Source organism: Sphingomonas donggukensis, from assembly GCF_023674425.1.
GTDB classification, from domain to species: Bacteria; Pseudomonadota; Alphaproteobacteria; order Sphingomonadales; family Sphingomonadaceae; genus Sphingomonas; species Sphingomonas donggukensis.
Genome location: NZ_CP098401.1, coordinates 2,721,556 through 2,743,469, shown reverse-complemented (window position 1 = coordinate 2,743,469; position 21,914 = coordinate 2,721,556). Strand labels below are relative to the sequence as shown.

Here is a 21,914-nt window from a genome sequence, read left to right as displayed (position 1 = left end):
GGCGCGAACAACGGCGGGAGCGATCGGGGTGATGGACGGATCGGTGATGGTCACCGGGGGCGCGGGCTATATCGGCAGCCACGCGGTGCTGGCACTGCTCGACGCCGGATACCGCGTCGTCGTGATCGACAACCTCGTCACCGGGTTCGACTGGGCGGTCGACCGGCGTGCCGATTTCGTGCCGATGGCGGTGGAGGATCCGGGTGTGGCGCGCGTCATCGCGGCGCATGACGTGCGCGCGATCCTGCATTTCGCAGGCTCTGTGGTGGTGCCCGAATCGGTCGCCGATCCGCTCAAATACTATCGCAACAACACCGCCGCCTCGCGCAGCCTGATCGAGACCGCGGTGGCGGGGGGCGTGCGGCACTTCATCTTCTCCTCGACCGCCGCGACCTATGGCATCCCCGAAACGGTGCCGGTCGCGGAGGGCGACCCGACCGTGCCGATCAACCCGTACGGCATGTCGAAACTGATGACCGAGGCGATGCTGCGTGATGTCGCCGCGGCGCATTCGATGAATTTCGCGGCGCTCCGCTATTTCAACGTCGCCGGGGCCGATCCGGACGGGCGTGCCGGGCAGTCGACGGCGGGCGCGACGCACCTCATCAAGGTCGCGGTCGAGGCGGCGCTGGGCAAGCGCGCGTCGGTGGGCGTGTTCGGCACCGACTTCGCGACTCCCGACGGGACGGGCGTGCGCGACTACATCCACGTCACCGACCTGGCGGCGGCGCATGTCCATGCGCTGGAAAAGCTGGTCGCGGCGCCGACCGAGAGCCATATTTTGAACGCCGGCTATGGCAAGGGATTCTCGGTCCTCCAGGTGCTCGATGCGGTCGACCGGGTGACCAACCGGACGATCGCGCGGGTGATCCAGGGCCGGCGCGCGGGCGATCCGGACGCCCTGATCGCCGACAATGCCGCGATCCTGCGGACGCTGCCCTGGCGCCCCCGCCACGACGACCTCGACGGGATCGTCCGCGACGCGCTGGCGTGGGAGCGCCAGCTGGCGGAACGCGGCCTGTAGAAATGGCGGGGCTGGGCATGATAGCCCTGTCGGCATGATCCGCCCCGCTATCGCCCTCGCCGCAGCGCTGCTGCCCGTCGCCGCCCACGCCCAGACCGCACCGCAGCTCGCCAGGATGCGCGCCACCGTCGCCGCCGAACAGGAGCGGTCGGTCGCGCTGCTCGAGCGGCTGGTCAACCAGAATTCTGGGTCGCTCAACATCGCCGGGGTGACCAAGGTCGCCGATATGATGCGCGCCGAACTGACGCAGCTGGGGTTCGGGGTCGCGTGGGAGGACATGAAGGCGACGGGCCGCGCCGGGCATCTGGTCGCGACCAAGCCCGGCAAGGGCAAGCGCGTGCTGCTGATCGCGCACCTCGACACGGTGTTCGAGCAGTCGTCGCCGTTCCAGCGGTTCGTGCGCAAGGGCGACGGCGCGACCGGGCCCGGCATCGGCGATGACAAGGGCGGGCTGGTCGTGATCGTCGCTGCGCTGCGCGCGATGCAGGCGGCGGGGACATTGAGGGATGCGGCGGTGACCGTGTATTTGACCGGCGACGAGGAGAAGACGGGCACGCCGCTTTCAACCGCGCGTGGCGGACTGATCGCCGCGGGCAAGGCGGCGGACTACGCGCTGGAATACGAGGGCCTGGTTGCCGACGCCGGGCGCGACATGGGCACGATCGCACGGCGCAGCGCGGCGTCGTGGGAGCTGAAGACGACCGGCGTCACCGGCCATTCGGCGGGCATCTTCAACGCCGCGAGTGGGTATGGCGCGGTGTACGAGATGGCGCGCATTCTGGATACGTTCCGGCGCGAACTGCCCGAGCCGAACCTGACCTACAACGTCGGCGTGATGGCCGGCGGTACCCCGGCGACGGTCGACGCGAGCGGGACCGACGTGACGGCGTCGGGCAAGACCAACATCATCGCTGCGCAAGGCGTCGCACGCGGCGACCTGCGCACGCTGACGCCCGAGCAGGACGCCGCGGTGCGGGCCAAGATGCAGGCCATCGTGGCGCAGCACCTGCCCAAGACCGGCGCGACGCTGACCTTCTTCGACAGCTATCCGCCGATGGCGCCGACCCCGCGCAACACCGCGCTGCTGGATAAGCTGAACGCGGTCAACAAGGCGCTTGGCCTGGCGGAGATGCCGGCGCTCGACCCGTCGCGGCGGGGTGCGGCGGATTCGGGGTTCGTCGCTGCCGATGTCGCCACGCTCGGGGGCCTCGGCACGCTCGGTGCCGGATCGCATGCGGAGGGCGAGAGCGTCGACCTGACCTCGATCCCGCGGCAGGCGCTGCGATCGGCGGCGCTCATCACGCGGCTGACGCAGGAGCGGCGCTGACCGGTCAGGGCAGCAGCAGCGTGCTGCCCCGCGTCTCTCCCGCTTCCAGCGCGCGGTGGGCTTGTTGGGCATCCTCCAGCGCGAAGGTCTGGCCGATATCGGGGCGGATCGCGCCGGAGCGGAGCATCGCGAAGACTGCGTCGAAGCCGGCGCGGCGCTCCCCGGGCGCGGCATAATAGTCGAACATCGTCGGGCGAGTGACGAACAGCGATCCGTGCGCGGCGAGTGCGCCCAGGTTCACGCCATCGACTGCGCCCGAGGCGTTGCCGAAGCTGACGATCAGGCCGCGGCGCTTCGTGGACTTGAGCGAGGCGGCCCAGCTCGCCTTCCCCACGCCGTCGAACACCACGTCCACGCCGCTGCCGCCGGTCAGGTCGCGGACGCACGCGGCGATGTCGTCGTGGCGGTGGTCGAGGACATGGTCGGCGGCGACGGTTGCGGCCTTCTCCGCCGAGCCGACAACGCCGATCACGGTGACCCCGCGCGCCTTCAGCCAGCCGACCAGCAGGTGACCGACACCGCCCGCCGCCGCCCAGACGAGCGCGGTCTGGCCGGCGACGACCTTCGCGCAACGATCGGCAAGGAATTCGGTGGTGCCGCCCTTTAACAGGATCGCCGCCGCGGTGGAATCGTCGATGTCATCAGGCAGTGGGATCAACTCGACGGCGGGCACGATGCGGGCGGTGGCATAGGCGCCGCGGGTCGGGCCGAACGTACCGACACGCGCCCCGATTGCGAGGTCGACACCCTCCCCGACCGTCTCGACGACGCCGGTCGCTTCCGAGCCCAGCCCGGCAGGGAGCGCGGTCGGATAGAGGCCGCTGCGGAAATAGGTGTCGATGTAGTTGAGGCCGACCGCGGTGGTGCGGACCAGCACCTCGCCGGGGCCGGGCGCGGGCAGGTCGACGTCATGCCACTGGATGACCTCGGGACCGCCGGTCGCCTCGATGCGTGCTGCTCTGGCTTTCATCTCGACCCCTTTCGGCTTGCAACATAGCAACTGCCCGGCCATTTCCATACCCGATATTCGAACACATGGAGGCGAGGATGCTGAGCTACCGGCAGAACTACATCGATGGCGCGTGGGTGGACAGCGTCGGGGGCACGCCGCACGCGGTCATCAATCCGGCGACCGAGCAGCCGTGCAGCGACATCGTGCTGGGCACCGCCGCCGATGTCGATGACGCGGTGACGGCGGCACGGGCGGCGTTTGCGACGTTTTCCCAGACGTCGGTCGAGGAGCGGGTCGCGCTGCTGGAGGCGATCCTGGCGGAATACAAGGCGCGCGCCGGCGATCTGGCGCAGGCGATCGCGACCGAAATGGGCTGCCCGATCTCTGTCGCCAAGACCGCGCAGGTGGGCACCGGCATCGGCCATCTGATGGCGGCGATCCAGGCGCTGAAGGACTTCGAATTCTCGCAGGAAGTGGGTCGAAGCCTGGTGGTCCACGAGCCGATCGGCGTCGTCGCGCTTATCACGCCGTGGAACTGGCCGATGAACCAGATCGTCGCAAAGGTCGCGCCGGCGCTGGCGGCGGGCAATACCATGATCCTGAAGCCGTCCGAGGAAGCGCCGTCGTGCGCGGCGATCTTCGCCGAGATTCTCGACAAGGCGGGTGTGCCGAAGGGCGTGTTCAACCTGGTGCAGGGCGATGGGCCCGGCGTCGGCAGCGCGATGAGCGCGCACCCCGGCATCGACATGGTGAGCTTCACCGGATCGACCCGCGCAGGGATCATGGTCGCGAAATCCGCCGCCGACACGGTGAAGCGCGTGCATCAGGAGCTGGGCGGCAAGTCGCCGTCGGTAGTGCTGGAAGGCGCCGACCTGACCAAGGCGGTGCCGGGAACGTTGATGAGCGTGCTGGTCAATTCGGGGCAGAGCTGCATCGCGCCGACCCGCCTGCTGGTCCACACAAGCCAGCATGACGAAGCGGTCGCCATCGCCGCGCAGATGATGAAGGCGACGCAGACCGGCGACCCGATGGCCGAGGGGCGGCATATCGGCCCGCTGGTCAACAAGGCGCAGTACGAGAAGGTGCAGGGCCTGATCCGCAAGGGGATGGAGGAAGGCGCGACGCTGGAGGTCGGCGGGCCCGGGCGGCCCGACGGGGTCGAGGCGGGGTGGTTCGTGAAACCGACATTGTTCTCGAACGTGCGCAACGACATGACCATCGCGCGCGAGGAAATCTTCGGGCCCGTGGTGACGATCATCCCGTACGAGGACGAGGAGGATGCGGTGCGGATCGCCAACGATACCGACTATGGCCTGTCGGCCGTGGTGTTCGGCGATGCCGAAGGCGTGAAGCGCGTCGCCCCGCGGCTGCGCGCCGGCATGGTCTATGTGAACGGCGGCGCGCCGGACCCGAGCGTGCCGTTCGGCGGCTACAAGCAGTCGGGCAATGGCCGCGAATACGGCAAGTTCGGACTCGCCGAATTCATGGAAGTGAAGTCGATGGTTGGGGCGCTGGCCTGAAGCGAAAGGGCGCCGAAAGTTCCGCGAAACGACCCCGTACAGGAACTTTCGGTGCGCCTTCAGCCGAGGTGAATTCGATAAGCGACCGGCAATTTCAAAGAGCGCGGCAGCGGTGAAGCACGGACGGGCGCCTGTAGGACAGCGGTTTGTGGCGCGCGCTCAGTAATCCTTAGACACGCGTACGTTGGCGCTCTGGCGACCGATCGTGCTGATCGACGACAGCAATGACAGCCAGCGGGTGACCTGGAATTCGACGCGGGTGGCGGAATAGCCCTGACCGTCGGAAATGATCTCCGCATAGACGCGCCGCGTCAGATACTTGCCCGCGGCGATGGCGGTGCCGGCACCCGTCTGGGGATCGGCGGGCAGGATGCGCAGGCGGTCGAGCCCGGCGGCGCGGCGGACGGCGTTGATCGGGTTGAGGCCGTTGCCGCCGTTCTGAAGCGCCGAGACCGCGGCGGCGAGCTGTAGCGCTTCGGGCGCAGACAAGCTGGTGATCGAGGTGCCAAAGAGCAGGCGCGACAGCAACTCGTCCTCGGGCAGGGCGGGGACGCTGGTGAAGCCGATCTCCGGCTTTTCGGCGGTGCCGGTGACGCGGATCGTCGCGTTCAGCCCTTGCGTATCGGCGTTGGCGGCGATGTCGAGCGCGGGGTTGGCGGGGACGCTGCCGTCGAAGCGGATGATGCCGCGATCGATCTCGAACTCGCGACCGGCGAATTCATAGTCGCCTCGGACGAGGTCGAGCCGCCCGGTGATGCGCGGATTGGTCGGCTCCCCGCCGATCTTGAGCGCGCCCGACCAGATGCTGTCGAGGCCGAGGCCCTGGACAACGAAGCCGTCGGCGATGCGCGCGTCGAGATCGAGCCGCCACGGCGCGCGGACCGGGCCGTCGTCCTCGTCGCCGCCGGGCACGTTCACCTCACGGATGTTGAGCCGCGGGACGGCCACTGCCTGTGCCGCGCGACCGAGGCGATAGCGGCCCTTGCCGACCACCACCTGCCCCGAGATGACGCCGCCCGATCCGTCGGAGCGGAAGCGCAAGGGGCCGGTGACGGTGGCGGCGATGTCGTCGCGACCGATCAGCTGGGCGTCCTGCGCCTGTACCGACAGGTCGATGCCGATGCCGTTCGCGGCGGCGAAATCGAATGCGCCACTGCCCGAAACGCGGCCCTGCCCCGCGTCCTGCGCGGTGAAGCGGTCGATGACGAGGCGCGATCCGCCGAACCGCCCGCTGGCGGCGACGCCGCGCAGGACGGTGCCGGTCGTCGCGCTTTCGATGCGGGCGTTTTCCGTCCGCACCGACCCGATAATGCGCGGCGACGCCAGCCGCCCCGACACGTCGGCGCCGATCGCCACGGGTCCGGACAAGTCGAACAGTTCCACCCCGGTGAGGCGCCAGAGGGTGTCGGCCGGCCCCTGATAGCGAATCTGGCCGACCAGCGGGGCGTTGGCCAGCCGGGTGGCGAGATCGCCGCCGGCAAGCGGAGTCAGCAGCGCCTGCGCGCGCCCGATGGTCTGGCCGCCCGACGCCATCACCGCGCGCACCCCCGCCTTCGACGCATCGAGTACCCCGGCGATGCCGACGTCGATCGGGCGCGACGACAGGATCAGGCCCGAGCGGGTGAGGCCGCGCACCGTCATGTCGATGCGGCCCGTAGGCGCGCCACCGGCAGTCGCGACATAGCGCAGCGTGCCGGTCGCGCTGCCGCCGAGGCCGAGGCCGGGGTAGCCGATGTCGAGCACCGACAGCGGCATCCGCGCGAGGCTGGCCTCGACCGCGCTCTCGGTGCCGGAAAAGCGCCCGGCGACCTGCGCCTCGCCGCCGGCGAAGCTCAGCCGTGCGCCCTGCAGGCGCCAGCCGTCACCGTCGCGGGTGAAGATCGCGGGCTGGGTGAGCGCGATCGGGCGGCGATCGACGGTGCCCTGCGCCTGGACGGTGTAGCGATCGGGGGTGACGCCGATCACCGACTGGATGGCGAAGGCGCGCCCGCGGTTGCCGGCGAAGGACGCGCGGACTTCGCCGACCCCGCCGACGAGCTTCACATTGGCGGCGAGGCGCCCGAGCGACAGGGCGCCGCGGCGCAACCCCTGCGCGGTCACGGTCGCGTCGATCGAGGTGCCGGCGGGGTCGAGCAGCACGGCCGCCTCGACATGGCCGCGGCGGATGGTAAGCGCGTCGGCAAGCCGCGCGGCGCGGGCGTCGAGGCTGATGTCGATGCGCTGGATTCCGCCTTGCGGGCGGAAGGCGAGGTTGCCGGACAGCCCGCCGCCGGACACGTCGAGCTGGCCGGCGAACCCGCCGTCGACGATATCGAGCGCACCGCTCGCGCGCGTGCCGGCGACGTCTAGGCGCGCAACCTGGATGCGGGCGGCGCCCCCCTTCGGCAGCAGGATCGCGCCGTTTCCGGTGAACGCCCCGAGCCGCGAGCCGCCGGCGGCGATGAAGGCGAAGCCCTCCGCGGTCGGATCAAGGTGGGCGCGGACGTCGCGCAGGCCGAGCGCATCGGCGGGACGGGCGAAGGTGAGGTCGAGGGTCGGCCGCTCGATCCGGCCATCGAGGCGCAGCGTCAGCGGGCCGTAGCGGACCTGGCTGCCGCTGCCTTCGAAATGGAAAGTGCCGTCGCGGCGGCGGAAGCCGTTGCCGCTGAGCTTCAGCCCTGGCGAGGTGAACTGGAGCCCGCGCAGGTAGAGGATGCCGTCGTTGCCGCGTTCCAGCCCAGTGGTGATGCGCGGCAGGCCATTGGTCAGCGAGGCGAAGAAGGCGTTGTCGAGGCGGACGACGTTGGCGCTGCCGCGCCCGACGACGCGCGTACCCTTGCCGTTCGGGCCGGGCACGACCTTCAGCTGCGACTGGACGTCGACCAGGCCGATGCCGGGGATCAGGTAACGGCGGAGACCCCCGGTCAGCCCGACTTCATACCTCCCGGTGCGCAGGTCGAGGAACAGGGTGATGCGGCCATTGAGCTTGTCCGAGCGCAGGACGAGCGCGTCGCCGGTGATCTCTCGCGACGTGATCCGAAGCGGGCCGGTCACCGAGAGGTTGCGCAGGATGCCGCCGGCGACGTCGCCGACGCCGGTGACGCGCTGCGCCGTCAGCGCGACCGGCAGGATGACGGGCATTGGCGACAGCCGCCCGCGTCCGGCGGCGCGCACGCCTTCGAACCCGGTGTCGTCGAAGGCGACGCGCTCCGCGGTCAGGCGATAGTCGAAGGCCGCGGTGGCGAACGGGCCGTCGAGGATCGCGCGCAGGGCGACGCCGCGCCCGGTCATGTTGGGGAACAGCGCGGGCGGGCGCAGCAGCCGCGCGGCGATGCGGACGTTACGATAGGTGGCGGCGGCGAGGTCGATCGCGCCGACGGTGTCAACCGCAAGTGCCGGTGAGCGCAGCGATAGCGTGCCGTCGAGGCGGCGGTCGGCGAGCGTCGCGGCACCGTTCACAGCCACGCGCGGGGCGGTCAGCCGCTGGACCTTGCCGCCGGCGATCAGCGACGGCGCGACGCTGCCCGACAGGCCGTAGCGCCCGGCGGCGTTGGTGAGGGTCAGGTCGGCGAGGCGCGCATCGCCGACGTCGGCGCGCGTGGTGCCGCGCCACGCACTCCAGCGCCCGTCGCCGTGGAGTTCGAGCGCCAGCGGCCGGGCGATGCCGGTCAGCTTGGCGAGCACCCCGCTGGCGGTGCCGCGCGCGCTGACGTCGGCGTCGAAACGGTCGCGGTCGGGCTCCGCATCGAGACGCAGTCGCAGGCGGTCGCTGCCCTGGACCACCGCGTCGAGGTTCACGAGCGCGCGGCCCTCGTGGATTTCGGCGCGGGCGTTGAGCGACCCGCTACGGGCGATGCCGGTGACCGCCGGCGCGATCATGAGACGATCGATGCGCAGCTCGCCGATCGAAATGTCGAAGCCAGGGAGGATCGGCGTCTTGCGCCCCGATTTGAGGATGCGGGGCAGCTTTTCGAGTGTAGCGGCGGGGATGACCAGGCTGCGGATCGTCAGGCGGTTGGCGACCCAGGCGAAGGGGCGCCAGTCGAGCTGCGCGCGCGGGGCGCGGAAGACGAGGCCATCGGCGTCGCGGATGCGGACGTCGACCAGCGTCGCCTTGCCGTAGAGCGACCCCTCGATCCGGCCGACCGAGTAGCGCAGGCCGTTCGACGGACGCTGCGCGGCGATGCGGTCGGCGACGAAGCGGTGGCCGAGTTGGGTGTCGAGCAGCGCGGCGGCGGCGACGAGGACGCCGGCGAGCAGAAGCGCGAGCAGCAGGAAGCGCCCGATCCACAAGCGGTGGACGCGCGGCGGCGGGCCCTCAATCTCGGTCGCGGCGTCGGTCAAAAAGCCTGGCCCAGCGAGACGTACACGCCGATACGGGGATCGCCCGGCTGCGGATTGAGCGGCGTGCCCACGTCGATGCGGATCGGGCCGAAATTCGAATAATAGCGCACGCCGAGCCCCGCGCCGTAACGGAACTGCGAGAATTTCGGCAGCGGCGAGGTGTAGATGTTGCCGCCGTCGAGGAACGGCACGATGCCGAAATTGCCGAACGCCTTCACCCGCGCCTCGATCGAGAATTCGGTGAGGCTGCGTCCGCCGATCGGGTCGTTGTTCAGGTCGCGGGGGCCGATCGACTGATAGCCATAGCCGCGCACCGACGCGCCGCCACCGGCGTAGAAGCGCCGCGACGGGGCGATCGCGTCACGCGGCGCGCCGGCGATGGTGCCGAGGCGGATGCGCGCGGCGGCGACGACGGTCGGGGTGACCGGGCGATAGACGCTGGCGTCCACCTGGATGCGGGCATAGCCGAATACGCTGCCCGACAGCGACGCCTCCGGGCTGAAGCGCCCGCCCAGACGGAAACCGCGGGTCGGGTTGAGCAGGTCGTCGGAGCCGTCGTAGGTGAGGCTCGTCGGCAATGCGCCGATGAAATAGGTGCGGCGGCGTAGTGCCCCGGTTGCGAGGATGACGTCGCGCTCGTCGGTGGCGACCAGCTCGGCGCCCAGCGACCACGTCCACGCCTTCTGGAAGAAGATGTTGGTCTGGCGTTCGAGCGAACCGGCCAGCTGGAGCGTGTCCGCCTCATAGGCGTCGCGCTCGGTATGGGCGGCGGACAGCTGGAGCGTGAGAACGCGGTCGCGCCCGTTGAAATTGTTGCGGCGGAAGACGACGCTGCCGAGCTGCTCGCGCGTGCCGAGCACGCCGCGCACGGTCAGCGCGCCTTCGGGTGGGAACAGGTTGCGGTGGGTCCAGCTGACTTCCGCGCGCGCGCCCTCGCCGGTGCCGTAGCCGAGCTCGCCCGCGATCGTGCGCGGCGGCGCGGGTTCAAGCGCGACGGCGACATCGACGGTGGCGGTATCGGCGCCCTCTACGGGCTCGACCTTCACCGACGAGACAAGCCCGGTCTGGATCAGCGCGCGGCGCAGGTCGGCGAGCGCGGAGGCGTCATATTCCTGGCCGGGCGTGAAGCGGGCGATATCCTGAACGTGGTCGGGCCCGAAGATGCGGGTGTCGTCCATGCGGATGCGCCCGAAACGGCGCTGGGTGCCGGGCGCGAGCGTCAGGTCGAGCGTCGCGGTGCGGGTGGCGCGATCGACGACGATCTGCGGTTCGCCGACCGTCCCGAACGCGAACCCCTCTTCGCCGACCGCCGTGCGCAACCGGTCCTCGGCGGCGGCGATCGTGTCATTGTTGACCGGCGCGTCCGCGGCCAGGCCGAACGCATCGCGCAAACTCTGGGCCTTGGCGCCCGCCCCTTCCACCCCGGCGAGCGTGACGCCGGCGAAGCGGTACAGCGTGCCGGGCTCGGCATCGAGCGTGACGACCAGCGCGCCCGCCTGCGGTTCGACCCGGGTGGTGACGCGGGCGTCGTAATAACCCTCCGATCGCAGGAGGCTTTCGAGCAGCGCCGAATCCTCGCGCGCGCGGCGGTCGATCTGTGCCGAGAGCGCGGTGTCGCCGCGGTTGGCGCGCAGCGTCGAGGCGGCGTCGAACCGCTGGCGCAGCAGGTCGCTGCCGATGCCGTCGATGCCGGTGACCACATAGCTGTAGCGCGTTTCCGGCGCGATCTGCGCGCGCTCGGCGGAGGCCGCGTCCTGGTCGAGCGGCGCGGCGGCGAGATCGGGCCAGTCGACGCCGATGCCGGGCAGCGGCGCCATCGGCGACATCGGGTCGAGCGTATCCGGCCCGACCGGCGGCTGCGGCGGGGCGGGCGCGTCCTGCGCGTGAGCGGTGATCGGCGCGAGCGCGAGCCAGGCAGCGGCCATCACGCGGCGCCGGCGGACGGGCCCGAACATGAGCGCCACCCTAGCGCGGGGGAGCGCGCCGCGACAATGGTTTAGTGGACGGTGCCGACCGCTTCGTCGCTCGCGAGGAACGCGATGAGGCGTTCGACCTGCCGCCAGCGCGCGAAGCTGACCGCATTGCCCTGATCGCGCCCATGATCGGCGCGGCTCGCCGCCTCGTAGCCGGCGTCGTCGCCGTACGTCGCGATCAGCGCGTCGGCATCGGTCAGGGTCGCCCGGTCGGAGAGATACGGGACGGGCAGAGCGAAGGGATCGTCGATGAACATCGCGGCCAGCCACACAAGGGGCGTGCCAGACCGGAGGCCTGCGAGGATGCGGGCGGCAGACGACGGTAAACGAATTTCGCGGGCGCGTGCCACCGGTCCCGCGACGGGACGGTGGCGTCCCGGCACAGGACATGGCAGACGCCGGCCATGACGATCCCGGACACCCGCCCGCCCGCGCCCAACCGCAATCCGAAGGGTGCCGGCGCGCCGATCGTCCTGTCGCTGGTCGTCGGCGCGGCGATCGGCTTCGTGGTGCACCAGCCGACGGTCGGCTTCCTGGTGGGGGCCGCGGTGGGCGGAGGAATCGCGCTGCTTCTGTGGATGCGGGATCGGCGGGGGTAGGTCCAATCTCGGTGAGACATCCCCCTCTCCCAACCCTCTCCCCAAGGGGAGAGGGCTCTAGGGACACCCCCGGTTTGCATATCCGCCGAAACCCCACCGTTCGCCTCGAGTAGGGATCGAGCGCAGTCGAGAGCCCGTATCGAGAGGGCGTCTCTCGGGGCACCGACCTCTCAATACGTCGTCTCGACAGGCTCGACGACTACTCGAGGCGAACGGATAAATTGCTGGCGGGTTAGAAGCCCCCCTACAGCGCCCGCACCAGCTGCATCACCCGGCCGAGCACCTCCACCTCGCCCCGCCCCCGCGTCTCCTCCGCCGCATTGTCGCTGACGATCCGCCACGCATCGCCATCGGCCAGCAGCCGCTTCACGTGCAGCGTATCGCCGGTGCGGATCACCCAGATCGCGCGGGCGCCGCCGCCGGCGCGGCGGGCGCGGTCGACGAGGATACGGTCGCCGTCGTGGAGGGTTGGCCACATCGAATCGCCCGATACCTCGAAGATCGCGGCATTGGCCGGGGCGACGCCCAGCCGGTCGAGGTCGGCGCGGGCGTAGCCGGCGCCGGCAACGGCACGTTCGTCGGTCACGAAGCGACCCGGCCCCGCCGACACGCGGATCGCCAGCCGCGGCACTTGCACCAGCGCGGGCTCGACCGGTCCGCCGAGCGCCGCATCGGCGACGCCGAAGAACCGCGCGAGCGCCCCCCGCTCCCGCTCCGGCAGCAGGCGCGGCGTACCGCGGCGCAGATACTGCTGCATCCACGCCGCATTGCGCCCCGCGACGCGTGACAGCGTCGCCAGGCTGACGCCGTCGCGGGCGATCAGGGCGCTAAGCGCGGTGCGTTGGGCGGCCTCGTCCACGACCGCACCATAGTCGTAGGAATTATCCTAGACAAGTTGGATTTTGCGGAACAGATCACGAACATGACTCGCGGCGAAAGGACTCGGGGACGATGGTTTTGATGGTGGTGCACAAATATCTGAAGGCGACGGGCATGCCCCCGACGAAGTTCGGGCGGGGCGTCGCGAACGATCCGCGACTCGTCGGCGACATGGCGCGCGGGCGGGTGCCGGGGCCGGACATGGTGGCGCGGATCAAGGCCTTCATCGCCGCCCATCCGGAGGGCCGGGCATGAGCCGCGGGCCGGACGCAGCCGTGCTGCTGGAACGCACGCTGATCGCCGACGCCGCGCGGTCGGCGGTGATGCTGGAGGTGACGGCGGGGAAAGCGACGCGCTGGGCGAGCGCGACGTTCGTCGGCGCGCGCCACGCGCTGACGCTGTCGGCGGCGCGCGACCTGAATGCCGACACGTGGATCGGCGAGCTGGAGGATGCCGAGCTTCCGGTGCGGGGGCATCTGGTGGCGGATGTGCAGGTGGTGCGAATCGTGCGCGCGGATGGGCGCGTGGTCGCGGACGTGGAGGTGCTGACGGTCGAGGAGGGGTGAGGAGCTTTACTCCACTCGACGCCCCCTTCTCATCCGTTCGCCTCGAGTAGGCGTCGAGCTTGTCGAGACGACGTATCGAGAGGTTGGTGCCTCATGGAGAGCACTTCTCGATACGGGCTCTCGACTGCGCTCGATCCCTACTCGAAGCGAACGGATTTTGGTTTGAGGTCGGAATCCTTATCAGCCTCCCCCTTACCGCGCCGCCATTCTCCGCAATTCGGCAAGGGTGCCGTCGACGCGGTGGATGATGGCGGCGGTTTCCGCGTCCACTTCCGTCGGTGCCGCGCGGCGGCCGATGCCGCGTTCGAGGCGGTCGAGCAGCGCGTGGATGGTGGCGTCGGTCTGTGGCGCGGCGATCGGGCGCGGGGTGCCGCGGGCGATGCTGGGGACCGGGCGCGGCAGGTCGAAGCTTTCGAAGCGTTCACCCGCCTGCTGGATCGCGGCGGGGCGCGGGCGGGCGAGCGGCGCGGGGACCGGCACCGGCGCGGCGGGGCATTCGGGAATCGCGGCGGGATCGAACGCGGCGAGCGGCGTGTCGAGGTCGCGCGGCAGGTCGGCCTCGACCGGCGGCGCGGGCTTTGCCTTCACCTCCAGGAACGGCACGCCGAGATCGCGGGCCGCCATCAGCGGGGCACGCGGCGGGGCGTCGGGGTGCGCGTCGGAACCACGAAGCGATGGCAGGGCGAATTTCGGAACCGCGAACGGCGCGGCACGCCGCGGCACCCGCAGGGTGACGACCCCCTCCCCGCCCAGGATGACATAGGCGCCGCACCAGGCGAGCGCGCCGAAGCCGGCGCCGGCGGTGACCGCAAGCGCGATCCGCGCGGTCAGGCCGAGCGGCGGGGCGGCGGCGGGAAGCAGCGCGGGGATGCCGCTGGCGCTCACCATCGCCTCCAGCACGTCAGCGGGAATCAGCAGGCATGCGGCAGCCACCATCAGCCCCGCCGCGACCGCGGTGATCGGGGCCAACGGCAGCTTCACGCGCGGTGGAATCGGGAACGCGACCATGAAGGCTTCATTGCGGCAGCATCGGTGATGTTTTGGTAAACGCCGTCGTAGCGCGCGACATTCGTCGCCCAGTCGCGCTCGGTTTCCACGAAGGCGCGGGCGCGGGCGCGGCGGGCGTCCCAGTCGCTGCGGTCGACGAACACGCCGGCGACCGCGCGGGCGAGCGCGGCGGGATCGTCGGGGGCGAACAGCGTTCCCGTCTCTCCGTCGCGAATCAGTTCGCGGTGGCCGCCGACGTCGGAGGCGGCGACCAGCCGGCGCTGCGCCATCGCCTCCAGCGGTTTCAAGGGGGTGACCAGATCGGTCAGCCGCATGTGCTTGCGCGGATAGACCAGTAGGTCGATCAGCCCGTAATATTTCTCGACATCGCCGTGCGGCACGCGACCCACGAAGCGAATAGCGTGGGCGGCGCTCGATGCGGCGGCCTGGGCGCGGAGCGCCTCCTCCATCGGTCCACCGCCGACCATCACCAGCCGCGCTGCGGGCCGTGCGGCGACGAGCGCGGGCATTGCCGCGATCAGCGTGTCGAGCCCTTCATAGTCGTAGAAGCTGCCGATGAAGCCGATCGTCTCGGCACCCAGCAGGCCGAGCTCCGTCGCCAGACCAGGATCGGCAGGCGCCGGCGCGCCGAACAGCGTCAGGTCGACGCCGTTGGGCGACACCATGATCTTGTCGCCTGCAATGCCGCGCGCGATGAGGTCGCGGCGCAGGCCATCGCAGATCACCGCGACGGCATCGGCGCGACGCACCGCGAACGTCTCCGCCGCGCGGGTCAGGCGGTATTTCCACGACCCTTCGGTGCCGGTGCCGTTGCCGACCGCGGCGTCCTCCCAGAAGGCGCGGATCTCGTACATCAGCGGGATGCGGCGGGCGCGCGCGACTTTCAGTGCGGCCAGCGCGTCGAGGACGGGCGAATGGGCGTGGAGGACGTCGGGGCGAAACTCCTGCACCACCTGGTCGATGCGGCGCGCATAGGTCGCGATCTCGCGCAGCTCGCCAAGCGGCGCGGGCAGCGTGTTGACCGGCGGGGTGCGATGGAAATCGATGCCGTCGACCGTCTCGAACGGGACGCCCAGCGCGCGCTGGCGCGGGCCGGTGATCGCCGCCACCCGGTGCCCGCGCCGCATCTGCGCCGACAGGATCGCGCGGGTGCGGAAAGTGTAGCCGCTCTGAAGCGGCAGGCCGTGGTCGAGGATGTGGAGGATGCGCATCGTGAGCGCGGGTCTGGCACGCGGGTGTTTAACGTGGCGTCAACCGGGGACGGCTAAGCCCGTCCGAAGGTTTGGGATGCGCGCGGCAAGATGATCGACAATTTCTCGCTCGGCATATCGCACGGCCTGATGCTGCTCGCCGCCTGGTATCTGTTGCGCCGCCGCGACCTCGATCATGAGGCGAGCCCCCGCGACGAGGCGGCGAAACCGCGCGGGCGGTGGGGTCGGCGCGATGCGTGACCTGGCCTTCATCGCCTTCCTCGTCGCGATCTTCGCGTTCGGGTTCCGGCGACCGTTCCTGTTCGTGCTCGCCTATGTCTACATCGACATCGTCTCCCCCCAGCGGCTGACGTACCTGCTGCTGAACAGCGTGCCGATCTCGCTGATCGCGGTCGGGCTTGCGGTGCTCGCGTGGTTGGCGGTGGACGACAAGAGCGACGTCCGCGTCGCCCCGCGCCAGGGGCTGATCGCGCTGCTGCTCGTCTATTGCTGGTACACGACCGGGCACGCCGACTTCCCGGTCGACGCCGCGTTCAAATGGGAATGGGTGTGGAAGGCGCTGGCGTTCGCGATCTTCCTGCCGCTCACCCTGCGCACGAAACTGCGCATCGAATCGCTGCTGCTGTTCATGATCCTGTCGGCGGCGTCGATCATCATCGTCGGCGGGATCAAGACGATCGGGTCGGGCGGCGGCTACGGCCAGCTGAACCTGATGGTGGCCAACAATTCGGGGCTGTACGAAGGGTCGACGATCTCGATGGTGGCGATCGCGATCATTCCGATCATCCTGTGGTTCACGCGGTTCGGGACGATCTTCGCACCCGACTGGCGGGTGAAGACCTTCTGCTACGCGCTCGTCTTTGCGTGCCTGCTGATCCCGATCGGCACGTCGACGCGCACCGGCCTGCTGTGCATCGGGCTGCTCGCGGTGCTGATGCTGCGCGATACCAGGCGGCGGGTGCTGTACCTGTCGCTGATGGGCGTCGCGGGACTTATCGCGGTGCCGTTCCTGCCGTCGTCGTTCACCGAGCGGATGGGGACGATCAAGACGTACCAGGCGGACGCTTCGGCCTCGACCCGGATCGCGGTGTGGCAGTGGACGATCGCCTACGCCAAGGATCATCCCTTCGGCGGCGGGTTCGAGGCCTATCGCCAGAACCACATCCGATACGACAAGGTGAAGGTGGAGGGCGACGCCAACAACGCGACCGTCGATACCGAGCTCGAGATCGACAAGGGCCGCGCGTATCACAGCGCCTATTTCGAGATGCTGGGCGAACAGGGTTATCCCGGCCTTGCGCTGTGGCTGGCGATCAATCTGGCCGGGCTGATCCGGATGGAGGTGCTCCGGCGGCGCTATGCGAAGGATGAGGCCTTCGCCTGGGCCGGGCCGCTGGCCGCCGCGCTCCAGAACGCGCATGTCGTCTATCTGCTGGGTGCGGCGTTCGTCGCGGTCGCGTTCCAGCCGTTCATCTACATGCTGATCGGCGCGCAGATCGGGCTCGACACCTATCTGGCACGACGGCGCAGCGAAACGCAGTGGCGACCGATCGGCCCGCGCCGCCAGCCGACGCCAGCGGCGGCATGAGCGAGCGGGTCGATCTGCGCGCGCTGACCGGCGCGCGCGGCATCGCCGCGTGGCTGGTGGTGCTGTACCACATCCGCCTGTCGATCGCGGGACTGCCGCAGGGCGTCGTCGATGTGCTGGCCAAGGGGTATCTGGCGGTCGATTTCTTTTTCCTGCTGTCGGGCTTCGTCATGTGGATGACGTGGGGCGTGCGGCTGCGCGAGGGCGGCTGGCGCGCGGCGGTGGCGTTCCTCACCAAGCGGGTCGCGCGGGTGTGGCCGCTCCATGCCGTACTGCTGGGCGCGGCGGCGCTGCTGGCGATGGCGATGGCGGCGACCGGGCGGCACGACCCGCGCGAATTTCCGTTCGACGCGCTGCCAGCGCACCTGCTGCTGGTGCAGGACTGGGGACTGGCCGACCCGCTTAGCTGGAACGATCCGGCATGGTCGATCAGCGCGGAGATCGCCGCCTATCTGCTGTTCCCGCTGCTTGCGCTGGCGATCGACTGGCGGCGGGTGCCGTCATGGGTGGTGATCGCAGCGATCGCGGGGCTGTGCTTTCTGCTGGCCGCCGCCTTCGCGCAGAGCGGGGCGCCGACGCTCGGTACCGATATCGCGCGGTTCGGCGTGGTGCGCTGCGTGATCGAATTCGCCGCCGGCACTGCCGTCGCGGCGCTGTGGGCGCGCTGGCGTGGATCTGCACGGGCGAGCGTCGGCGCGGCCATCGTCGCGGCGATCGTCCTCGCCTCCCCGCTGCCCGAGCCGCTGCGCGTACCAACCGGCTTCGCGTCCCTGCTGCTGGCGCTCGCGTTGACGTCGGAGAGGCGCGGCAATCCGCTATCCGCGACCGCGATCCACTATCTGGGACAAGTCAGCTACGCGACCTACCTCGGCCATTTCCTGTTGTGGATCGTGTTCAAGCTGCTGCTGGTCAGCGACGCGCACGCGGTGCCGTCGGTGCTGGTCGCGCTGTACCTGATGCTGGTGTTCGCGAGTTCGGTCGCGCTCCACCATCTGGTCGAGATGCCGGCGCAGCGGGCGATCCTCGCCCGGGCGCCGCGCCGGCCCCTCGCACGCGTTTAGGCGTCGATCTTCGACAAGGCGTCGATCAGCGCCTTGCTGAAGGCGGGGATATCGTCCGGCTTGCGGCTGGTGATCAGGTTGCCGTCGATCGCGACTTCCTCATCGACCATGTCCGCGCCGGCGTTGGCGAGGTCGGTACGGATCGAGGGCCAGGACGTCATCGTCTTGCCGTCGACCACGTCGGCCTCCGCCAGCAGCCACGGCCCGTGGCAGATCGCCGCCACGATCTTGTCGTCGTCCATGAATTCGCCCGCGATCTCGACCGCGCGGTCGTTCATGCGCAGCGTGTCCGGATTGGCGACGCCGCCGGGAAGCAACAGCGCGTCATATTCGGCGGTATCGACGTCGTCGACGGTGATGTCTGGCGTGATCGTATCGCCCTTCTCGTCATGCTTCATGCCCTGGATCGGGTCGGTCTTCAGACTGGCGAGCGTCACCTGGACGCCGGCGTCGATCAGCGCCTGACGCGGGTCGAACAGTTCGGACTGTTCGAAACCGTCGGTGGCAAGAATCAGGACCTTGGTGCTGGTGAGATCGGGCATGGGGATTTCCTTGGGCTGGAGTTCGCGCGCTCAACCCCCGATCGCGGGCAAGCGTTCCGGAACGGATCGATCACCCGAGCATTGGTCGAGCCGTTGCGAAAGAGGAACGACCGCGCGTGGCCAGACTGAGCTATTCCGACGACAGTGCCCCCGGCATCACCCGCAAGAAGGCGGGGCATGGCTGGGGCTATTGGGACGCTGACGGAAAGCGCATCACCGACCGTGACGAGATCGACCGGCTGAACGCGATCGGCCTGCCGCCCGCCTACCGCGACGCCTGGTTCTGCCCCAATCCGAACGGCCATATCCAGGCGGTCGGGTGGGACGAGAAGGGTCGCAAGCAATATCGCTACCACCTCGATTTCCGCGCCAAACAGGACAGCGCGAAATACGAGGGCTGCGCGACGTTCGGGCGCAAGCTGCCGAAGCTGCGCGCGCAGGTGGAGGCCGACCTGAAGCTGTCGGGCCTGAGCCGGGAGAAGGCGGTGGCCGCGGTCGTCCGCCTGCTCGACATCGGTCACATCCGCGTCGGCAACGAGGGCTATGCGAAATCGAACAACAGCTTCGGCGCGACCACGCTGCGTAATCGCCACGTCAAGGTCGCGGGCAACGCATTGAAACTGAAGTTCCGCGCGAAATCGGGCAAGGAGCGGGTGATGACGATCACCGACCGCTCGCTGACGCGCTTCGTGAAGAAGTGCCAGGACCTGCCCGGCCAGCACCTGTTCCAGTGGCTGGATGCCGAGGGCGAGCCGCACCCGGTGTCGTCGAGCGACGTAAACGAATATATCCGCGCCAGCATGGACGACGATTTCACCGCCAAGCATTTCCGTACCTGGAGCGCCAGCGTGATGGCGTTCGAGGCGCTGGTGGAGGCGGACAAGGACATCGGCCTGAACACGATGCTGGAGCCGGTGACCGAGGCGCTGGGCAACACGCCCGCGATCGCGCGGAAAAGCTATGTTCATCCGATGCTCATCGACATCGTGAAAAAGGGCGACCAATCCGCCCTGCGGGCGCGCGCCCTGCCGCGCACCGCCACCCATTTGAGCCGCACCGAACGCGGCCTGATCGCCCTGCTGGACAGCAGCGCCAAGGAGAAGCGCGCGTTGAAGCTCGCTGCATGATTCGATGAGCAATACCACCACTGCCAACGCGACCGCCGCCAAGGCGACGATCACGTCCGAGGGCGTGCAGCAACACGCCAATCGCCTGGTCGCCGACAGCATGGTCTGGTTGCAGGCCAACTGGCTCCAGATCCTGATCGCGCTGGGTATCGGCGCGGTCATCGTCGTCGCGCTGATCGGGGCGCGGCGGGTCGGGCGCAAACTGTGCGACCGCCCGAACCTCGCTGCCGGCTGGGGCGTTGTGCTGGGGCGCGCGGTGTCGAAGACCGGCAATTTCTTCATCGTCATGGTCGCGGCGAAACTGGTGTCGGGCTACGCCGCGGCGCCGCCGGCGGTGTCGAGCACGATCACCTTCCTGTTCACGGTCGCCGCGGTGTTTCAGGCCGCGGTCTGGGCCCGCGAGCTGATCCTGGGCGGGATCGAGCATCGCACCGCGGGCCAGGACCATGCGACGCTGGGCAGCGCGTTCGGCCTCATACGCCTGCTCGTCACCTTCGCATTGTTCGCGATCGCGCTGATCGTCGTGCTCGACAATCTGGGCGTGAACGTCACCGGGCTGGTCGCGGGGCTTGGCGTCGGCGGCATCGCCATCGGTCTGGCGGCGCAGGGCATCTTCGCCGACCTGTTCGCGGCACTCGCCATCATCTTCGACAAGCCGTTCCGCGTCGGCGACGCCGTCAGCTACGACCAGTCGTCGGGCACGGTCGAGCAGATCGGCCTGAAATCGACGCGCATCCGCGGCATCATGGGCGAACAGCGGATCGTCGCGAACAAGGTGCTGCTGGACAAGGAAATCCAGAACAACACCCAGCGCGACCACCGCCGCATCAAGTTCGCGCTCGGCCTGATCTACCAGACGCCGCCCGCGGTCTGCGCGCGCGTACCGCGGATGTTGCAGGACGTCGTCGAGAAGCTGGACCTGTCGTTCGTCCGCGCCGGCTTCGTCGGATTCGGCGCATCTAGCCTCGATTTCGAGGTCGAGTTCGACAGCCCCCATGCCGATTTCCAGCACGCCTACGACGCGCGCCACGAAGTGGGCCTCGCGATCCTGCAGAAATTCAACGCAGAAGGGATCGAGTTCGCCTACCCGACCCAGACGACCTTCACCTCCGCGCCCGACGGGACGATGGTGATGCCCTATGCAACGCTGCACGAGGACGGTGCCGGCGACCACGACCCGCGCCCGCCGGCGAACGATCCGGAGCCGGCGACGAACGCTTAGGACCGGTCGGCCTGAGGCTCCGCCTCGGCGACTTCGTCAGCCGGTTCTTCGTTTCGCCCGAACAGGCGCCGACCCCAGCGCAGGATCGCGCCGCCGGCCAGGACGAGCAGGATGATGAACTTCTTTCCGAAGCCGAGCAGGATCGCGAGCAATCCCAGTTTCTTGGCGGCAGCCACGCCGACGCCCGCGGCGACCAGCCCGGCGAGCCCGAATTCGGCCTTCTTGTCGGTGGATGAGTCGAAATCGGCGTAGCGAGAGCCCGGCGTGAACGCCGCGGTGCGACCGAATTGCTCGGCCGCGGCTTTCACCTCGGGCAGATGCGCCATGTCGGACACCATGTTGAGGCTCAGCACCCCGCGCCGTCCGAGCAGGCGCACGTCGTAGTTGAGCGAATCGACTTTCGAACCGTCGAACTTCAGGTCGCGGGCCCAGATCAGCGCGTGGCTGCGCGCATCATAGGCGGGCGGCTGTGCCCAGCCGACCAGGCGCACGCCGGCGTAACCCTCCTTGCGCCGCGCCGCGCTCGTTTCTTCGGCGGCATCGCGGGATTGCTTCAGAACCTCGTCGTAATCCTGATCGGCGGCATCCGCGTCGGAGACGTAGCCGGTATCCTCGTACGTAACGACGGCACCCCAGACGTTGTCGAACGCGGTCTTGCCTGCAGGCAACACCATACCCAGCACATCGGCGACGCCATCGGGCGGGTTGCCCCACACCTGGGTCAGCACGCGCTTCGCATCCTCGGCCGGCAGGAAATAATAATCCTTGCCCAGTCGCAGCACCGCGCTGGCCGCTGGAATGGCGACGTCACCCGATTGCGGATGCAGGCTCTTTTCGAACGCAGCGAACTGCGCGGCCTGTTCGGCGGCGGTCGGGACTGCCACTGCTGGTGCCGTCTTCGGCGCCTGCGCGGTTGCGGGCACCGCGGCCAGCGCGATGCCCAGCACCATCCAGAATTTCATGCTTTTCCCCCGTAAACTCCCCGGGAGCAT

Annotated in this window: 20 protein-coding genes; 11 read left to right on the top strand and 9 right to left on the bottom strand. The window is 69.5% G+C overall.

Annotated features, from left to right (window positions below; all coding sequences use genetic code 11):
• The first annotated feature begins 28 nt into the window (after positions 1 to 28).
• Positions 29 to 1,024, top strand: a complete 996-nt coding sequence (galE, locus tag M9980_RS13460) for a UDP-glucose 4-epimerase GalE (RefSeq protein WP_422921371.1) — start codon at positions 29 to 31, stop codon at positions 1,022 to 1,024.
• Between the two features lie 34 nt (positions 1,025 to 1,058).
• A complete protein-coding gene (locus M9980_RS13455; RefSeq protein WP_250751800.1) occupies positions 1,059 to 2,351 on the top strand; it encodes a M20/M25/M40 family metallo-hydrolase in 1,293 nt (430 codons plus the stop codon).
• A 4-nt stretch (positions 2,352 to 2,355) separates the two neighbouring features.
• Here M9980_RS13455 and M9980_RS13450 read toward each other — a convergent pair whose 3' ends face one another.
• Entirely contained in the window at positions 2,356 to 3,321 is a 966-nt protein-coding gene (locus M9980_RS13450; RefSeq protein ID WP_250751797.1) for a quinone oxidoreductase family protein, read from the bottom strand.
• Between the two features lie 77 nt (positions 3,322 to 3,398).
• Here M9980_RS13450 and M9980_RS13445 point away from each other — a divergent pair, with 77 nt between their 5' ends.
• Positions 3,399 to 4,823 carry an aldehyde dehydrogenase family protein gene (locus M9980_RS13445; RefSeq protein ID WP_250751794.1) on the top strand — a complete coding sequence of 475 codons (1,425 nt, stop codon included), beginning with the start codon at positions 3,399 to 3,401 and terminating at the stop codon, positions 4,821 to 4,823.
• 159 nt (positions 4,824 to 4,982) lie between these two features.
• On the opposite strand, the gene M9980_RS13440 is transcribed toward M9980_RS13445, so the two are convergent.
• Genes M9980_RS13440 through M9980_RS13430 form a run of 3 tightly spaced genes read right to left on the bottom strand, consistent with a single transcriptional unit; the run spans position 4,983 to position 11,376 of the window.
• Positions 4,983 to 9,146 (bottom strand): translocation/assembly module TamB domain-containing protein, encoded by a 4,164-nt coding sequence (locus M9980_RS13440; RefSeq protein ID WP_250751791.1) that lies wholly within the window; start codon positions 9,144 to 9,146, stop codon positions 4,983 to 4,985.
• Positions 9,143 to 11,101, bottom strand: a complete 1,959-nt coding sequence (locus M9980_RS13435; RefSeq protein WP_250751789.1) for an autotransporter assembly complex protein TamA — start codon at positions 11,099 to 11,101, stop codon at positions 9,143 to 9,145. The genes M9980_RS13440 and M9980_RS13435 overlap by 4 nt, the downstream gene beginning before the upstream one ends.
• A gap of 41 nt (positions 11,102 to 11,142) precedes the next feature.
• Complete coding sequence (locus tag M9980_RS13430; RefSeq protein WP_250751786.1) at positions 11,143 to 11,376, bottom strand: hypothetical protein; 234 nt, start codon at positions 11,374 to 11,376, stop codon at positions 11,143 to 11,145.
• Positions 11,377 to 11,523: 147 nt separating this feature from the next.
• On the opposite strand from M9980_RS13430, the gene M9980_RS13425 reads away from it, so the two are divergent.
• Complete coding sequence (locus tag M9980_RS13425) at positions 11,524 to 11,718, top strand: YtxH domain-containing protein (protein WP_250751783.1); 195 nt, start codon at positions 11,524 to 11,526, stop codon at positions 11,716 to 11,718.
• Between the two features lie 244 nt (positions 11,719 to 11,962).
• On the opposite strand, the gene M9980_RS13420 is transcribed toward M9980_RS13425, so the two are convergent.
• Positions 11,963 to 12,577: a S24 family peptidase gene (locus tag M9980_RS13420; RefSeq protein WP_250751780.1), complete on the bottom strand. Its 615-nt coding sequence runs from the start codon at positions 12,575 to 12,577 to the stop codon at positions 11,963 to 11,965.
• A gap of 92 nt (positions 12,578 to 12,669) precedes the next feature.
• Between M9980_RS13420 and M9980_RS13415 the strand changes: the two genes are divergently transcribed.
• Both M9980_RS13415 and M9980_RS13410 read left to right on the top strand, forming a co-directional pair.
• A complete protein-coding gene (locus tag M9980_RS13415; RefSeq protein WP_250751778.1) occupies positions 12,670 to 12,852 on the top strand; it encodes a hypothetical protein in 183 nt (60 codons plus the stop codon).
• A complete protein-coding gene (locus tag M9980_RS13410; RefSeq protein ID WP_250751776.1) occupies positions 12,849 to 13,163 on the top strand; it encodes a hypothetical protein in 315 nt (104 codons plus the stop codon). Before M9980_RS13415 ends, M9980_RS13410 begins: the two co-directional genes overlap by 4 nt.
• 192 nt (positions 13,164 to 13,355) lie before the next feature.
• On the opposite strand, the gene M9980_RS13405 is transcribed toward M9980_RS13410, so the two are convergent.
• Positions 13,356 to 14,144, bottom strand: coding sequence for a hypothetical protein (locus M9980_RS13405; protein WP_250751775.1), 789 nt, complete (start codon positions 14,142 to 14,144; stop codon positions 13,356 to 13,358).
• Positions 14,141 to 15,382, bottom strand: coding sequence for a TIGR04063 family PEP-CTERM/XrtA system glycosyltransferase (locus M9980_RS13400; RefSeq protein ID WP_250751773.1), 1,242 nt, complete (start codon positions 15,380 to 15,382; stop codon positions 14,141 to 14,143). The genes M9980_RS13405 and M9980_RS13400 overlap by 4 nt, the downstream gene beginning before the upstream one ends.
• Before the next feature lie 90 nt (positions 15,383 to 15,472).
• On the opposite strand from M9980_RS13400, the gene M9980_RS13395 reads away from it, so the two are divergent.
• Genes M9980_RS13395 through M9980_RS13385 form a run of 3 tightly spaced genes read left to right on the top strand, consistent with a single transcriptional unit; the run spans position 15,473 to position 18,031 of the window.
• Positions 15,473 to 15,622, top strand: a complete 150-nt coding sequence (locus M9980_RS13395; protein WP_250751771.1) for a hypothetical protein — start codon at positions 15,473 to 15,475, stop codon at positions 15,620 to 15,622.
• Positions 15,615 to 16,970: a putative O-glycosylation ligase, exosortase A system-associated gene (locus M9980_RS13390; RefSeq protein ID WP_250751770.1), complete on the top strand. Its 1,356-nt coding sequence runs from the start codon at positions 15,615 to 15,617 to the stop codon at positions 16,968 to 16,970. The genes M9980_RS13395 and M9980_RS13390 overlap by 8 nt, the downstream gene beginning before the upstream one ends.
• Positions 16,922 to 18,031: an acyltransferase family protein gene (locus M9980_RS13385; RefSeq protein WP_340689103.1), complete on the top strand. Its 1,110-nt coding sequence runs from the start codon at positions 16,922 to 16,924 to the stop codon at positions 18,029 to 18,031. Before M9980_RS13390 ends, M9980_RS13385 begins: the two co-directional genes overlap by 49 nt.
• Here the strand turns inward: M9980_RS13385 and M9980_RS13380 are convergent.
• Positions 18,028 to 18,573: a type 1 glutamine amidotransferase domain-containing protein gene (locus M9980_RS13380; RefSeq protein ID WP_250751769.1), complete on the bottom strand. Its 546-nt coding sequence runs from the start codon at positions 18,571 to 18,573 to the stop codon at positions 18,028 to 18,030. The genes M9980_RS13385 and M9980_RS13380 overlap by 4 nt on opposite strands.
• 116 nt (positions 18,574 to 18,689) lie before the next feature.
• Here M9980_RS13380 and M9980_RS13375 point away from each other — a divergent pair, with 116 nt between their 5' ends.
• Both M9980_RS13375 and M9980_RS13370 read left to right on the top strand, forming a co-directional pair.
• Positions 18,690 to 19,700 carry a DNA topoisomerase IB gene (locus M9980_RS13375; protein WP_250751768.1) on the top strand — a complete coding sequence of 337 codons (1,011 nt, stop codon included), beginning with the start codon at positions 18,690 to 18,692 and terminating at the stop codon, positions 19,698 to 19,700.
• A 4-nt stretch (positions 19,701 to 19,704) separates the two neighbouring features.
• A complete protein-coding gene (locus M9980_RS13370) occupies positions 19,705 to 20,922 on the top strand; it encodes a mechanosensitive ion channel family protein (RefSeq protein WP_250751767.1) in 1,218 nt (405 codons plus the stop codon).
• Here the strand turns inward: M9980_RS13370 and M9980_RS13365 are convergent.
• Positions 20,919 to 21,884 (bottom strand): DUF2167 domain-containing protein, encoded by a 966-nt coding sequence (locus M9980_RS13365; protein ID WP_250751766.1) that lies wholly within the window; start codon positions 21,882 to 21,884, stop codon positions 20,919 to 20,921. The genes M9980_RS13370 and M9980_RS13365 overlap by 4 nt on opposite strands.
• Positions 21,885 to 21,914 lie beyond the last annotated feature (30 nt).